This window comes from Rossellomorea sp. NPDC071047 (assembly GCF_050270195.1).
In the GTDB taxonomy this organism is placed as follows: Bacteria; Bacillota; Bacilli; order Bacillales; family Bacillaceae_B; genus Rossellomorea.
Window position 1 is genome coordinate 1 of sequence record NZ_JBNNJT010000011.1, and the last position, 15,394, is coordinate 15,394.

At 43.0% G+C, this 15,394-nt stretch carries 13 protein-coding genes, 1 rRNA gene and 1 other annotated feature; all 14 genes read left to right on the forward strand.

Translation table 11 applies throughout. The annotated features are described in order from the left end of the window. Positions 1 to 91, forward strand: a 5S ribosomal RNA gene (gene rrf, locus ACQKFO_RS22565); the annotation flags it as partial. Positions 92 to 765: 674 nt separating this feature from the next. Beyond that, positions 766 to 1,227 carry a CtsR family transcriptional regulator gene (locus ACQKFO_RS22570; protein ID WP_148971217.1) on the forward strand — a complete coding sequence of 154 codons (462 nt, stop codon included), beginning with the start codon at positions 766 to 768 and terminating at the stop codon, positions 1,225 to 1,227. A 19-nt stretch (positions 1,228 to 1,246) separates the two neighbouring features. After that, positions 1,247 to 1,795, forward strand: coding sequence for a UvrB/UvrC motif-containing protein (locus tag ACQKFO_RS22575; RefSeq protein WP_427601245.1), 549 nt, complete (start codon positions 1,247 to 1,249; stop codon positions 1,793 to 1,795). Further along, positions 1,792 to 2,874, forward strand: coding sequence for a protein arginine kinase (locus tag ACQKFO_RS22580; protein ID WP_427601247.1), 1,083 nt, complete (start codon positions 1,792 to 1,794; stop codon positions 2,872 to 2,874). Before ACQKFO_RS22575 ends, ACQKFO_RS22580 begins: the two co-directional genes overlap by 4 nt. 1 nt (position 2,875) lies before the next feature. Next, positions 2,876 to 5,323 carry an ATP-dependent protease ATP-binding subunit ClpC gene (gene clpC / locus ACQKFO_RS22585; RefSeq protein ID WP_427601249.1) on the forward strand — a complete coding sequence of 816 codons (2,448 nt, stop codon included), beginning with the start codon at positions 2,876 to 2,878 and terminating at the stop codon, positions 5,321 to 5,323. A 458-nt stretch (positions 5,324 to 5,781) separates the two neighbouring features. After that, complete coding sequence (gene radA / locus ACQKFO_RS22590) at positions 5,782 to 7,158, forward strand: DNA repair protein RadA (RefSeq protein WP_427601251.1); 1,377 nt, start codon at positions 5,782 to 5,784, stop codon at positions 7,156 to 7,158. A gap of 3 nt (positions 7,159 to 7,161) precedes the next feature. Beyond that, the gene (gene disA / locus ACQKFO_RS22595; protein ID WP_113970866.1) at positions 7,162 to 8,235 is read left to right on the forward strand and encodes a DNA integrity scanning diadenylate cyclase DisA; all 1,074 of its coding nucleotides are present in this window, start codon (positions 7,162 to 7,164) and stop codon (positions 8,233 to 8,235) included. 214 nt (positions 8,236 to 8,449) lie between these two features. Continuing rightward, positions 8,450 to 9,541, forward strand: coding sequence for a PIN/TRAM domain-containing protein (locus ACQKFO_RS22600; RefSeq protein WP_427601253.1), 1,092 nt, complete (start codon positions 8,450 to 8,452; stop codon positions 9,539 to 9,541). Positions 9,542 to 9,617: 76 nt separating this feature from the next. Next, positions 9,618 to 10,322, forward strand: coding sequence for a 2-C-methyl-D-erythritol 4-phosphate cytidylyltransferase (ispD, locus tag ACQKFO_RS22605; RefSeq protein ID WP_427601255.1), 705 nt, complete (start codon positions 9,618 to 9,620; stop codon positions 10,320 to 10,322). Continuing rightward, complete coding sequence (gene ispF, locus ACQKFO_RS22610; RefSeq protein ID WP_427601257.1) at positions 10,315 to 10,791, forward strand: 2-C-methyl-D-erythritol 2,4-cyclodiphosphate synthase; 477 nt, start codon at positions 10,315 to 10,317, stop codon at positions 10,789 to 10,791. Before ispD ends, ispF begins: the two co-directional genes overlap by 8 nt. Positions 10,792 to 10,878: 87 nt before the next feature. Then, positions 10,879 to 12,336 (forward strand): glutamate--tRNA ligase, encoded by a 1,458-nt coding sequence (gltX, locus tag ACQKFO_RS22615; RefSeq protein ID WP_427601259.1) that lies wholly within the window; start codon positions 10,879 to 10,881, stop codon positions 12,334 to 12,336. A gap of 43 nt (positions 12,337 to 12,379) precedes the next feature. Further along, positions 12,380 to 12,600 (forward strand) — a binding site (T-box leader). A gap of 327 nt (positions 12,601 to 12,927) precedes the next feature. Beyond that, positions 12,928 to 13,578 carry a serine O-acetyltransferase gene (gene cysE, locus ACQKFO_RS22620; protein WP_427601261.1) on the forward strand — a complete coding sequence of 217 codons (651 nt, stop codon included), beginning with the start codon at positions 12,928 to 12,930 and terminating at the stop codon, positions 13,576 to 13,578. Next, the gene (cysS, locus tag ACQKFO_RS22625) at positions 13,575 to 14,975 is read left to right on the forward strand and encodes a cysteine--tRNA ligase (protein WP_427601263.1); all 1,401 of its coding nucleotides are present in this window, start codon (positions 13,575 to 13,577) and stop codon (positions 14,973 to 14,975) included. The genes cysE and cysS overlap by 4 nt, the downstream gene beginning before the upstream one ends. After that, the gene (locus tag ACQKFO_RS22630) at positions 14,975 to 15,394 is read left to right on the forward strand and encodes a Mini-ribonuclease 3 (RefSeq protein WP_113970873.1); all 420 of its coding nucleotides are present in this window, start codon (positions 14,975 to 14,977) and stop codon (positions 15,392 to 15,394) included. The genes cysS and ACQKFO_RS22630 overlap by 1 nt, the downstream gene beginning before the upstream one ends.

Sequence of the window (15,394 nt, forward strand, 5' to 3'; positions counted from 1 at the left end):
ACCCGTTCCCATGCCGAACACGGAAGTTAAGCTCTTCAGCGCCGATGGTAGTTGGGGGATCTCCCCCTGTGAGAGTAGGACGTCGCCAGGCAAATGTGAAGAAAGAGTAGCTCTTAGGGGCTGCTCTTTTTTGTGCTTTTATTTTTGAGAAGTATTGTGGAAGTGGAGTTCGCTTCAATTATTAAAACAGTGGCTTGGGGAAAAGATAATATGGTATGGTAATCCTACAAGAGGCTAGGTGATAATTGGAAAATGACGCATAAAACGAAAAAATTGACGCAATAGTAACCTAAAATGACGCATAAAATAAAATCATGACGCAATAACAGCCGAAAATGACGCATAAAAATAAAAAAACGACGCAATTACCACGAATCCTCGACTATTAACATTTAGTTCCCCCTTGAAAACTCCCAGCTTTGATAAAAAATAAAGCACTTTCCTTATCTAATTCCCCAATTAGCCACAACCTTTCTAAAAGGATCCACCTTAATCCTATTAAATTTATTTCTACTCTTCCTCCACCACATCACAAATAACCCTTCTCTTCATCCATCCCATCCCATCGCACACTTTCCAAACAAAACACCACACACTCTCAATGCCCCACTTCTTTATTTCTATTCAACAATCTCACATTCACACGTTTAAAACCTTCCTAAAACAGGAAAACTTCTAAGGTCATACTTCATAATTGCAAAGTTTAAAACACGGTTGTATAATTATAGTCAAATATAGTCAAAGTCAAAATGAGGAGGAGGTTTGATGAGGAACATATCCGACATCATTGAACGTTATTTAAAGAATGTTTTAGAACTGAGTGAAAGTGAGATAGTCGAGATTAAAAGAAGCGAGATTGCTGATAAGTTTCAATGTGTTCCTTCTCAAATTAATTATGTGATCAATACCCGATTCACGATAGAAAGAGGGTATGTAGTTGAAAGTAAACGAGGTGGAGGGGGCTACATCCGTATCATGAAGGTGAAGGCCCACGATCAAGTTCATCTTATTGATCAGCTAGTAGCGTTAATCACACAAACCATCAGTCAGAATACGGCGGCAGATATTGTGTTTCGATTAGTGGAAGAGGATATTATTTCTGAGCGGGAAGCGAAGATTATGCTGAGCGTAATGGACCGTTCGGTGATCATGGTAGATTTACCTGAACGGGATGTATTGAGGGGAAGAATGCTCAGGGCCATGCTGGATACATTGAAGTATGAGTAAGTTTTGAGAGGTGAGTAGGATGGTTTGTCAAGAGTGTAATGAAAGACCTGCAACCCTTCATTTTACCAAAGTGATAAATGGGGAAAAGACAGAGGTTCATTTATGTGAACAATGCTCTCAGGATAAGGGTGAAATGTTTATGTTTGATTCTTCTTCCGGGTTCTCTGTGAACAATCTATTGGCAGGTCTTCTTAATATAGCCCCTGCATTTAAGCAGGCAAGAGAAACGGAAATTCCTAAGACAGAGGTTTTACAGTGTGAAAAGTGTAAAATGACTTTTCAGCAATTCATTAATGTAGGGCGCTTCGGCTGTGCTCATTGCTATGAAACGTTTAAAGACGAACTTACTCCTCTTTTAAAGCGCGTTCATAGTGGGAATGTGGAGCACCACGGGAAGGTTCCTGAACGGATGGGTGGAGCGATTCACATAAAGAAAAAGATTCAGCAGTTGAAATCGGATCTGCAAACGATGATTGCGGATGAAGAATTCGAAAAAGCAGCAGAGATTCGAGATGAAATTCGCTCCCTGGAGAAAGATGTTCATAAAGAGGGGGGAGATAAAGGATGAGCCTGGAGAAGTTTTTACAAAATGCTGTTAGCTCCTGGATGAATGAAGAAGGACCGAATTCAGATATTGTCCTTAGCTCACGGGTCCGGCTGGCAAGAAACATGACGGACTTTCGTTTTTCCACTTTATATTCTTCCGAGGAAGCTAAAGAGATCGTGGATCGCGTAAAGGATAAGCTCTCTTTATACCCGGAGAATTTAGGAGAATTAGAATTTTTGCCTACAAGTGAGATTCAGCCTCTCCAAAAGAGGGTATTGATGGAGAAACACCTTATTAGTCCTAACTTAGCGGAGGACACGAATCATGGGGCCGTCCTTCTATCGGGTGAAGAAGATATTAGCATAATGGTAAACGAAGAGGACCATATTCGAATACAGTGTTTATATCCAGGATTGCAATTGAAGGAAGCTTTACAGAGAGCGAATCTGATTGATGATTGGTTTGAAAGTGAATTTGATTTTGCTTTTGATGAGAAACATGGATATTTAACGACATGTCCCACTAATGTGGGGACTGGGCTTCGAGCTTCAGTGATGATGCACTTACCGGGTCTGGTTCTGACCCAGCAATTAAATCGCATCATTCCTGCCATTAACCAATTAGGTCTGGTGGTCAGAGGGATTTATGGAGAAGGCAGCGAAGCATTAGGGAACATTTTTCAGATTTCGAATCAAACGACACTTGGTAAATCAGAAGAAGATATTGTGGAAGACTTATTGAGCGTCGTGAAGCAGATCATTGATAAAGAACACTCGGCGCGGGACGCATTAGTTAAAACGTCTAACATACAATTAGAAGATAGGATCTTCCGTTCGCTTGGAGTATTGGAGCACAGTAGAATTATCGAGTCCAAGGAAGCAGCGAAGTGTTTATCGGATGTCAGGCTAGGAATAGATTTAGGATACATCAAAGTCATATCTAAGAATATATTGAATGAACTAATGATTTTAACCCAACCTGGATTTTTACAACAATATTCTGGAGGTCCATTGAGACCAAATGAAAGAGATATAAGAAGGTCTTCTTTGATTCGGGAGCGAATTAAGTTAGATAAGGATACATGTGAGGAGGAAAAATAATATGATGTTTGGTCGATTTACAGAAAGAGCACAAAAGGTATTGGCATTAGCTCAAGAAGAAGCTATTCGTCTGGCGCACAGTAATATTGGTACTGAACATATTTTATTGGGACTTGTCCGCGAAGGTGAAGGGATTGCCGCTAAAGCACTAACGGCGTTGGGACTGAGCCCTGAAAAGATTCAGAAAGAAGTGGAAGGATTGATCGGAAAAGGTACCGAGAAATCTCAAACGATCCATTATACACCCCGAGCGAAGAAAGTGATTGAGCTTTCTATGGATGAGGCTCGTAAACTGGGTCACTCATATGTAGGAACGGAACATATTTTACTAGGGTTGATTCGTGAAGGTGAAGGAGTAGCTGCTCGTGTACTCGGTAATCTTGGAGTCAGCTTAAATAAAGCAAGACAGCAGGTGCTGCAGTTACTTGGCAGCAATGATTCAAGTAACCACCAGGGCGGGGGCAATGCAAATGCCAATACGCCTACCCTTGATAGCTTAGCCCGTGACTTGACGGCGATTGCCCGTGAAGGCAGTTTAGATCCGGTTATTGGACGAAGCAAAGAAATTCAGCGTGTCATTGAAGTGCTAAGTCGACGTACGAAGAATAACCCGGTCCTTATCGGTGAGCCTGGTGTAGGTAAGACCGCGATTGCAGAGGGTCTTGCCCAGCAGATCATTGCCAATGAGGTTCCTGAGATACTCCGCGACAAACGCGTCATGACCCTGGATATGGGTACAGTGGTAGCCGGTACGAAATATCGCGGGGAGTTCGAGGATCGATTAAAGAAAGTAATGGATGAAATCCGTCAAGCAGGTAACATCATCCTGTTTATCGATGAACTTCATACATTAATTGGAGCAGGTGGGGCTGAAGGTGCCATTGATGCGTCAAACATCTTAAAACCATCTCTTGCTCGCGGTGAATTACAGTGTATCGGTGCAACGACATTAGATGAGTACCGTAAATATATTGAAAAGGATGCTGCGTTAGAGCGCCGTTTCCAACCAATCCAAGTCAATGAACCAACGGCAGAAGAGTCCATTCAGATTCTTAAAGGTTTACGTGATCGCTATGAAGCCCATCACCGCGTGTCGATTACAGATGAAGCGATTGATGCGGCAGTGAAATTTTCTGATCGTTACATTTCAGACCGCTTCTTACCGGATAAGGCGATCGATTTAATTGATGAAGCTGGTTCTAAGGTGCGTTTACGATCGTATACAACGCCGCCAAACTTGAAAGAGCTTGAAGCCAATCTGGAAGAAATCCGCAAAGAGAAGGATGCAGCGGTTCAAAGCCAAGAGTTTGAAAAAGCAGCTTCTCTAAGAGATTCAGAACAAAAGCTTCGTGAAGAGCTGGAAGAAACGAAGAACACATGGAAAGAAAAGCAAGGCCAGGAAAATACAGAAGTGACCGTTGAAGATATTGCGAAAGTTGTATCGAACTGGACGGGAGTACCGGTATCGAAACTTGCTCAGACTGAGACGGATCGATTACTAAAGTTAGAAGAGATCCTACATTCCAGAGTCATTGGTCAATCTGAAGCAGTCGTAGCAGTATCAAAAGCTGTCCGTCGTGCAAGAGCCGGTCTGAAAGATCCGAAGCGCCCAATCGGTTCCTTCATCTTCTTAGGGCCGACTGGTGTAGGGAAAACAGAATTGGCGCGTGCGCTGGCGGAATCTATGTTCGGTGACGAGGATGCCATGATCCGTATTGATATGTCCGAGTACATGGAGAAACATTCGACTTCCCGTTTAGTAGGTTCTCCTCCAGGGTATGTAGGGTATGAAGAAGGCGGCCAGTTAACGGAGAAAGTTCGTCGTAAACCGTATTCTGTCGTTCTATTGGATGAAATTGAAAAAGCACACCCTGATGTATTTAACATACTTCTGCAAGTCTTGGAAGATGGTCGATTGACGGATTCTAAAGGAAGAACGGTAGACTTTAGAAACACGGTGTTAATTATGACATCCAACGTCGGTGCCCAGTCCCTTAAGAGCAATAAATATGTTGGGTTTAATATTCAAGATGGAAAACAAGATTATAAGGATATGAAAGGCAAGGTAATGGAGGAGCTGAAACGAGCGTTCCGACCAGAGTTCCTTAACCGTATCGATGAAATCATTGTGTTCCATTCCCTTGAAAAAGACCACTTAAAAGAGATTGTGACCTTGATGTCCAACCAATTGACAACTCGCTTGAAAGAGCAGGATATTCATTTAGAGCTTTCAGCTGCCGCTAAAGAAAAAATTGCAGATGAAGGATTCGATCCTGAATACGGTGCGCGTCCACTGCGTCGTGCCATTCAGAAACATGTAGAGGATAAACTGTCAGAAGAGCTATTAAGAGGCAAGGTACTGACAGGACAGAATATATTGATCGATGTAGAAGATAGTGAGTTTGTTGTGAAGGTAAAAGAACAAGAGGCAGCAAATTCTCCTACTTAATACAAACGGTAGAAAAAGAGGTACACGTATATGTTTTTCGTGTACCTCTTTTATCATAATATGGCTTTACGAGGGATTCTTGTCGCCTCTGGGCAAGCCACCTGCGCTTTTGTGATTGTCTAGCTCCGGTGGCTAGAGGCTCGAGGTCATAAGTCAAATCAACCAAAAAGGCAAAGAGCGCCTTTCCGGTTGATTCGTCTTATGCTTGTCGCCTCTGGGCAAGCCACCTGCGCTTTTGTGATTGTCTAGCTCCGGTGGCTAGAGGCTCGAGGTCATAAGTCAAATCAACCAAAAAGCAAAGAGCGCCTTTCCGGTTGATTCGTCTTATGCTTGTCGCCTCTGAGCAAGCCACCTGCGCTTTTCTTGTAACGAATACATAAAACCGATACAATCATTTCAAATGGGTATTGTCATGAAATGTAAAAAGAACAAATAGAGTAAAAGAGGAGAAGAATAGATTGGCAAAGAAAAAGACAAAGTTTGTATGTTCATCATGTGGATATGAGTCTGCTAAGTGGATGGGGAAATGTCCAGGGTGTAACGAGTGGAACACGATGGTGGAAGAGGTTGAGATGACCGGGAAGAAGCCTCGAGGGTCGTTTATGCATTCTGAAAATAGCGGGCCAACTAAAGCAGAGAAGCTTATCTCAATCGAAACAAAGCAAGAACCAAGAGTATTGACCGAGTCGAAAGAGCTGAATCGGGTATTGGGTGGGGGAGTCGTTCCAGGATCACTTGTGTTGATCGGTGGAGATCCGGGAATCGGTAAATCTACTTTATTACTCCAGGTTTCTGCCCAGCTGGCTGATCAAAAGCAGAAGGTTTTATATATATCCGGAGAGGAATCCATCAAGCAAACAAAGCTTCGGGCAGATCGATTACATGTGAAATCCGATGATCTATATATATTTGCAGAAACAAATCTTGAATTGATCCATCAGACGATTGAACAGATATCACCTGATTTTGTCATCATCGATTCGATTCAAACGATTTTTCACCCTGAAGTGACGTCTGCTCCAGGCAGTGTTTCTCAGGTAAGGGAATGTACAGCAGAATTGATGAGAATAGGGAAAACAAAAGGCATTGCCATCTTTATTGTAGGGCATGTTACAAAAGAAGGATCGATTGCAGGGCCTCGATTATTGGAGCATATGGTTGATACCGTGCTGTATTTTGAAGGGGAGCGCCATCATTCGTATCGTATATTAAGAGCCGTGAAGAATCGTTTTGGATCAACGAATGAGATGGGGATCTTTGAAATGAAAGAGCTTGGCCTGGAGGAAGTCGCAAATCCTTCTGAGATATTCCTGGAGGAGCGCTCCCAAGGCGCGGCAGGCTCAACGGTCGTTGCTTCCATGGAAGGTACAAGACCTGTTCTAGTGGAGATACAAGCCCTTGTCACTCCAACGAGCTTCAACAATCCACGACGAATGGCAACGGGGATTGATCATAGCCGAGTTTCACTCATCATGGCCGTATTGGAGAAACGGGCAGGAATGCTATTGCAGCAGCAAGATGCCTATCTGAAAGTGGCAGGTGGAGTGAAACTGGATGAACCGGCGATTGACTTGGCCGTTGCAGCCAGTATTGCGTCGAGCTTTAGGGACAAAGCATCAAGGGCACACGATTGTATCATTGGAGAAGTTGGTTTGACAGGTGAAATAAGAAGGGTTTCGAGGATTGAGCAACGTGTCCAGGAAGCGGCTAAATTAGGTTTTAAACGTGTGATTATTCCCCAAAATAACTTAAGTGGGTGGCAGCCGCCTTCTGATATAGAGGTCACAGGAGTATCAAATATAAATGAAGCGCTGGCTATTATTTTAGGAGGATAGGATATGGAAGATAAGAAGGCAAGAGAGAAGTCCATGTCGGATATTTTACAATTCGTTGCTCCTGGTGCCCCGATCAGGGATGGCATTGATAATGTACTGAGGGCCAATACAGGGGGGCTCATTGTTGTTGGCTACAATGATAAGGTGAAATCTGTACTGGACGGCGGATTTCATATCAATTGCGCTTTTTCTCCTAGTTATCTATATGAACTGGCCAAGATGGATGGGGCAATCATCCTGAATGAAGCGGGTACGAAGATTATTTTGGCCAATGCACAGTTGGCTCCCGATGTATACGTTCCTTCCACTGAAACTGGAATGAGACATCGTACGGCTGAACGGGTTGCAAGACAAACCAATGCTCTTGTCATCGCCATCTCTCAACGGAGGAATGTCATCACCCTGTATCAAGGTAACTTTCGATACGCATTAAAGGACATCTCTGTCATCTTGACGAAGGCCAACCAGGCGATTCAAACATTGGAGAAGTATAAGGTGGTTCTGGATCAGAGCATTTCTAATTTATCGGTGCTGGAGTTTGAGGAGCTGGTGACACAAAGCGACCTGCTGCAAGTTCTTCACAGATTCGAAATGGTATTAAGGATTAAGAACGAGTTATTGACCTATTTAAGCGAGCTTGGTGTTGAAGGAAGATTGATACGCCTTCAGATGAATGAGCTATTGGCGGATATTGAAGATGAGGCGATGCTCATCATAAGGGATTATTCCCAGGAAAGAAATATAAAGCCGTTTGAACTCCTCTATAAATTTCAGGAACTTGTTCATTCAGAGGTATTAGAGGATAATGTCCTATTAAAATTATTAGGCTATCATGGGTATGTCCATCACGATGATGCCATCTATCCAAGAGGATATCGCGTGTTGAATAAGATCCCGCGTTTACCGATTGTCATCATCGAAAATCTTATTACAAGGTTCGAAACCCTCCCTCATGTAGTGAGTGCTTCAGTGGATGATTTGGATGAAGTGGAAGGAATCGGAGAGGTAAGGGCACGGAAAATCAAAGAGGGGTTAAAACTGATCAAAGAACAAACGTTTGCCGATCGACAGTTATAGGTATGTGGTCCTGTATTTGCCATATATGGTATAATTGAAGCATTTTCAAAAAATTGACAGTCTCTATAAGACATGTTAGCCTTCACTTAAGGAAGCTAGTAAAATGGGATAAGTATATCAAAATGGTTTCCATTCGATTAAATTTAAAATTTTCAAGGGCTGAGACGTTTCAAAAATAGTAAATTGTTTATAATGAATAGGAGGAGGTGAGGGAATGTTAAAAAGAATCGTTCAAGCGTGCTTCCTTATCGTCGGGGGAACACTAGGGATATTTCTTCTTCCCGAATTATTTACCGTCATAAATTTATCAGACATTCCTTTAATTAATAACCCTTATATGACTGCTATATTTGGTGCCATTATTTTTTATATTCTTACGTTTTGGGCAGTCGAGTATGTCGTCAATTTCGTCAAGTGGTTTGAAGATAGTTTAGTAAAAGCACCAGTAACGGATCTGTTATTTGGCAGCTTAGGACTTATCATCGGTCTTTTTGTTGCGTATCTGTTTGGGATTCCTTTCAATCAAATGGAGATCCCGATTGTTAACACAGTGGTTCCGATTCTATTAACGTTGCTTCTTGGATATTTAGGGTTTCAAGTTGGCTTTAAGAAAAGGGACGAGCTGGTCGGTCTGTTTGGTACTTCAAATAGGGGTAAGAAAAAAGGGACTGACGAAGATGCTGATGAAGCGGGTGTGAAAACCCTGAAAATACTGGATACGAGTGTGATTATCGATGGTCGTATCGCGGATATCTGTCAAACTGGATTCTTAGAAGGAATTGTCGTGATTCCACAGTTCGTGTTGGAAGAGCTTCAGCATATTGCGGATTCTTCAGACGTGTTGAAACGAAACCGTGGACGACGTGGGCTTGATATCCTGAATCGAATTCAAAAGGAGCTGCCTGTTGAGGTTCAGATTTATGAAGGTGACTTCGAGGAGATTCAGGAAGTTGATTCCAAGCTGGTGAAATTAGCGAAGCTTACGAATGGGATCGTTGTAACGAATGATTTCAACTTGAATAAAGTGTGCGATCTTCAAGGTGTACAAGTATTGAATATCAATGATTTAGCTAATGCCGTTAAGCCTGTTGTATTACCTGGAGAAGAATTGAAGGTTCAGGTAATCAAAGATGGGAAAGAGCATAACCAAGGGATTGCCTATCTCGATGATGGTACGATGATCGTTGTAGAAGAAGGACGCAATTATATCGGCAAGTACATCGATGTACTTGTAACATCTGTTCTTCAAACCTCTGCAGGCCGTATGATCTTTGCCAAGCCCAAACAACTAGAAAAAGCTTTATAAGTAATCATTGCCCTGACTCTATTGATTCGGTAAGGTATAATAAATATTATTACTCGAGAGTTAAAGGAGTTATCGTATGGAATATGAAGTTGTCATTCCTGCTGCAGGGCAAGGGAAACGAATGAAAGCGGGCAAGAACAAACTGCTCCTCGAGCTGAATAGCTGTCCAGTCATTATTCATACACTTCGGGTCTTTGAGCATGACTCCCATTGTCAGGGAATCTATTTAGCGATTCATCCATCGGAGCGGGATGCGTTCAAGAGTTTATTAGACCGTTTTGGTATTACAAAGGTCGTTAAGCTTGTAGATGGCGGGGAGGAAAGACAGCATAGTGTATACAATGCATTGCTTGAGGTTGATCATGAAATTGTTCTTGTACACGACGGAGCAAGACCATTTATTAAAGAATCCACGATTCACCAACTGGTAGAGAAAACTCATTTAGCAGGAGCTGCCATTGCTGCTGTTCCTGTTAAAGATACGATTAAAAAAGTACTGGATGGGAAAGTCGAGGAAACGATTGAACGCTCAAGCTTGTGGATGGTTCAAACTCCACAAGCTTTTCGTGTTTCATTGTTGAAAAGAGCGCACGGGGAAGCGGAGCAAGATGGTTTTCTTGGAACAGACGATGCTTCTCTAGTGGAACGAATGGATGTTGAGGTTGCTGTTGTTGAGAGCGATTATGACAATATTAAACTGACGACACCTGAAGACTTATATTTTGCTGAGGCAATATTGAAGAAGCAAGAGGAAACGAGTGGAGGAGACAACCATGTTTAGGATCGGACAGGGTTTTGATGTTCATCAATTAGTAGAAGAGAGACCCCTTATCATGGGAGGCATAACAATACCATATGAAAAAGGGTTATTAGGTCATTCAGATGCAGATGTACTTTTACATGCTGTAGCGGATGCGTGCTTGGGGGCTGTTGCAGCAGGAGATATCGGCAAGCATTTCCCAGACACAGATCCTGAGTTCAAGGATGCAGATTCGGCAAAGCTTCTTCTGCATGTATGGGCTCTTGTGAAAGAGCAAGGGTATGAATTAGGAAATATCGATTGCACTATCATTGCGCAGAAACCGAAGATGGCTCCTTATATTGATGCAATGAGACAAAGCATCGCAACGTTATTGGAAGCGGATATTACGCAAGTGAATGTAAAAGCCACAACCTCTGAGCAGCTTGGTTTTACCGGGAGAGGCGAAGGGATCGCAGCGCAGACAACCGTGTTGATCAAAAAGAAGTAAGGGGAGAAATCTGCTTTATTCCCTTTCATTACGGTGTTAAAATAGGTCAGAGACTTAATTGCATGAATACAAAGAGGAGGAAATCAAATGACAAGAGAAGTACGCGTCCGTTATGCTCCAAGTCCAACGGGTCATTTACATATTGGGAATGCAAGAACCGCTTTATTTAATTACCTTTACGCTCGAAGTGTAGGTGGGAAGTTCATCATCCGTATTGAAGACACGGATAAGAAACGTAATATTGAAGGCGGAGAAGAAAGTCAGCTTAAATATCTTCAATGGCTTGGAATCGATTGGGACGAAAGCACAGATAAGCCTGGTGACTATGGCCCTTATCGCCAATCAGAGCGTAACCATATTTATGAGCAGTATCTAAATGAGCTGCTTGAATCAGGACAAGCTTATAAGTGCTATTGTACGGAAGAAGAGCTTGAAGCGGAACGTGAAGCGCAGTCAGCATCAGGTCAAATGCCCCGCTACTCCGGGAAATGCCGTAACCTGACGAAAGAAGATCAGGAACGTTTAGCTGCAGAAGGGCGTCAACCGAGCATTCGTTTCCGTGTGCCTGCAGGAAAAGTATATACTTTCAATGATATCGTGAAAGAAGATGTGTCATTTGAATCAGATGGCATCGGTGACTTTGTCATTGCGAAAAAAGACGGTACACCAACGTATAACTTTGCCGTTGCGGTAGATGATTACTTGATGAAGATTTCACACGTTCTACGCGGGGAAGATCATATTTCCAATACACCAAAGCAATTGATGATTTTTGAAGCTTTTGGATGGGAAGCACCTGTTTATGGACATATGACATTAATCGTTAATGAAAGCCGTAAAAAGCTAAGTAAGCGTGATGAAAGTATCATTCAGTTCATCGAGCAATACGAAGCATTAGGTTATTTACCGGAAGCTTTATTCAACTTCATTGCGTTACTGGGCTGGTCTCCAAAAGGAGAAGAAGAGCTATTTTCTAAAGATGAGTTTATAGAAATCTTTGACCCTGCGCGTCTATCGACTTCTTCTGCTCTGTTTGATAATCAGAAGCTTACATGGATGAACAATCAGTACATGAAGAATCTTGACTTAAGTCAGGTTGTGGAGCTATCCCTTCCTCACTTAATCAGTGCGGGTAAACTGGATGAGAATATGTCAGGCGAGCAGCGTGAATGGGCGAGTCGCGTCATCTCTTTATACCAGGAGCAAATGAGCTTCGGTGCTGAAATCGTAGAGCTGTCTGAAATGTTCTTCAAGGTAGATCTTGAATATGATGAGGATGCCAAAGCAGTGTTGGAAGAAGAGCAGGTTCCTGAAGTTCTTCAAGCCTTCTTGAATGAAATCGAAGCTCTTGAAAATTATGAAGCAGCAGAAATTAAATCGTCTATCAAGGCGGTGCAAAAGTCGACTGGTCATAAAGGGAAAAAGCTGTTTATGCCGATCCGTGTAGCGGTAACAGGTCAGACGCATGGTCCTGAATTGCCGAATGCGATTGAGCTTTTAGGGAAAGATACCGTTAAACATCGTCTGCAGAGTCTTTTAGGTTAACATTTTGGATGTTATGTAATATAGTAAGAGTATCACAATAAATGATATCGCGTTGATGAGGAGAAGTAAGAAAAGGATGCTTATTAGAGAGAACCATCACCGGCTGAAAGTGGTTTAAGCCCCTCCGATTCTGAAATGCACCTCTGAGCCCGTTACTGAAATATAGTAGGTAAAGGCGGTTTCCTACCGTTAACAGGATTTGAGTTGGGGAAGGTTGTTTTCTTCTCAATCAGAGTGGAACCGCGCTACCTAAGCGTCTCTGTCAGTTTATTGACAGGGGCGTTTTTTTATTGTCTGACCAAGCCGCCTGCGCTATTCTATTGTCTAGCTCCGGCGGCTAGGCCCTCGAGGTCATAAGCTAAATGGTCCAGGAAGGGAAAAAACGCCTTCCCGGCTAATTCATCTTATGCTTGTCGGGCCTGACCAAGCCGCCTGCGCTTTTCTATTGTCCAGCTCCGGCGGCTAGAGGCTCGAGGTCATAAGTCAATCCCGCCAAAAAGGCAAAGAACGCCTTTCCGGCGGGCTCGCCTTATGCTTGTCGCCTCTGGCCAAGCCGCCTGCGCTTTTATTATTTCGAAGAGAGGTGATCGAATGTTTAAGTCATTTAAGGAAGATATAGAAGTTGTGTTTGACCAGGATCCGGCTGCGAGGAATTATCTCGAGGTCATCCTTACGTATTCCGGTCTTCATGCCATTTGGTCCCATCGCATTGCCCATGCTTTTTTCAAAAGGAAATTCTTTTTTATCGCTCGCGTTATTTCACAGGTAAGCCGCTTTTTCACCGGGGTGGAGATTCACCCAGGGGCAAAGATCGGCCGTCGATTCTTCATTGATCATGGGATGGGAGTCGTGATTGGTGAAACGTGTGAAATCGGGGATAATGTTACGATCTTTCAAGGGGTGACCCTTGGTGGAACAGGTAAAGAAAAAGGGAAGCGGCACCCTACGATTCAGGATAATGCCCTCATCGCCACGGGAGCGAAAGTATTAGGATCGATTGTAGTTGGGGAAAATTCTAAGGTAGGGGCTGGTTCGGTCGTGCTGAAAGATGTTCCTCCCAACTCAACCGTCGTCGGTATTCCGGGGAAGGTCGTCATTCAGGATGGCGTCAAGATACAGAAGGATCTGAATCACTGTGATCTCCCGGATCCGATGAATGATCGTATGAAACAACTGGAATTGGAATTGAACGAGGTAAAATCATTATTAAGGGAATATGAAGGAAGGAGTCGATCATATTGACGATTCGTTTATATAACACACTGACAAGAAAAAAAGAGGAATTCAAACCCCTGGAAGAGGGTAAAGTCAAAATGTATGTGTGCGGGCCGACGGTTTATAACTATATTCATATAGGAAATGCACGCCCCGCCATTGTCTTCGATACGGTGAGACGCTATTTGGAATACAGAGGCTATGATGTCCACTTTGTCTCTAACTTCACAGATGTGGATGATAAATTGATTAGGGCGGCAAAGGAGCTTGGAGTGGATGTTCCGACGGTTGCCCAGCGCTTTATCCAGGCGTACTTTGAAGATACCGGAGCCCTTGGATGCAAGAAAGCGGATGTTCATCCGACTGTAACAGACAATATTGACACCATCATTGATTTTATCTCTGCTCTTGTTGAAAAAGGGTTTGCTTACGAATCACAAGGCGACGTTTATTATCGCACAAGAAAGTTTGATGGCTACGGAAAGCTTTCTCATCAGCCGATCGATGAGCTTAAAGCAGGTGCCAGAATTGATGTAGGGGATAAAAAAGAAGATGCTCTTGATTTCGTATTATGGAAAGCAGCGAAAGAAGGGGAGATTTCTTGGGAAAGTCCTTGGGGTGAAGGCCGTCCAGGCTGGCATATTGAGTGCTCTGCCATGGCAAAGCGCTACTTGGGGGATACCATCGACATTCACGCCGGGGGCCAGGATTTAACCTTCCCTCATCACGAGAATGAAATCGCACAATCAGAAGCACTTACAGGTAAGCCATTCGCGAAGTACTGGATGCACAATGGATATATTAATATTGATAATGAGAAAATGTCTAAATCATTGGGGAATTTTGTATTGGTTCATGACATCATTAAAGAACAGGATCCACAAGTCCTCAGGTTCTTTATGCTATCTGTTCATTACCGTCACCCTATCAACTACAATTTGGAGCTTCTTCAAAATGCAGAGTCCGCTTTAGATAGAATTAAGACAGCTTATGAGAACTTGAAGCACCGTAAGGAATCAAGTACAGACTTAACGGATAACAACCGGGAATGGCTGGACAAAATCGCTGAGTTAAAAGCGCAGTTCATCTCTGAAATGGATGATGATTTTAACACAGCCAACGGAATTTCCGTATTATTCGAATTATCCAAGCAAGCCAATTATTATTTGATGGAGAAGAATACAGCTACAGAAGTCATTGATACGTTCTTGAGCCAATTCGAAGACTTCTTCTCTGTCCTGGGGCTAAGCCTTCAGGAAGCAGAACTGTTGGACGAAGAAGTGGAAGAACTGATCGAAAAACGCGTTCAGGCACGTAAAGATCGGAACTTCCAATTAGCAGATGAAATTCGTGACACGTTAAAAGAGATGAATATCATCCTGGAAGATACTCCTCAAGGCATTCGCTGGAAAAGAGGGTCTTAATGCTTCACGAGATAAATGAACAAATCGATGCGAAACAAATCAATGCACTTGCACTGGCTTATATGGGGGATGCTGTATATGAAACGTATGTACGGCAGCTCCTATTAACAAAAGGAAAGATCAAACCGAATCAGCTGCACAGAGCGGCGACGAAGTATGTGTCTGCTAAAGCTCAAGCGGCTATTCTCAGAACGTTATTCGATCAGGACGTCTTAACGGAAGAAGAGATCTCGATTGTCAAGCGTGGCCGGAATGCGAAATCCGGGACAACGCCGAAAAACACGGATGTACAAACGTATAAACACAGCACTGCTTTTGAGGCGCTTATTGGATATTTGTTTTTACTTAATCGGACAGAGCGATTAGAGGAACTGTTGAAGATGATATTTGAACAAGCCCAGGCAGGAAAGGAGGAGTAA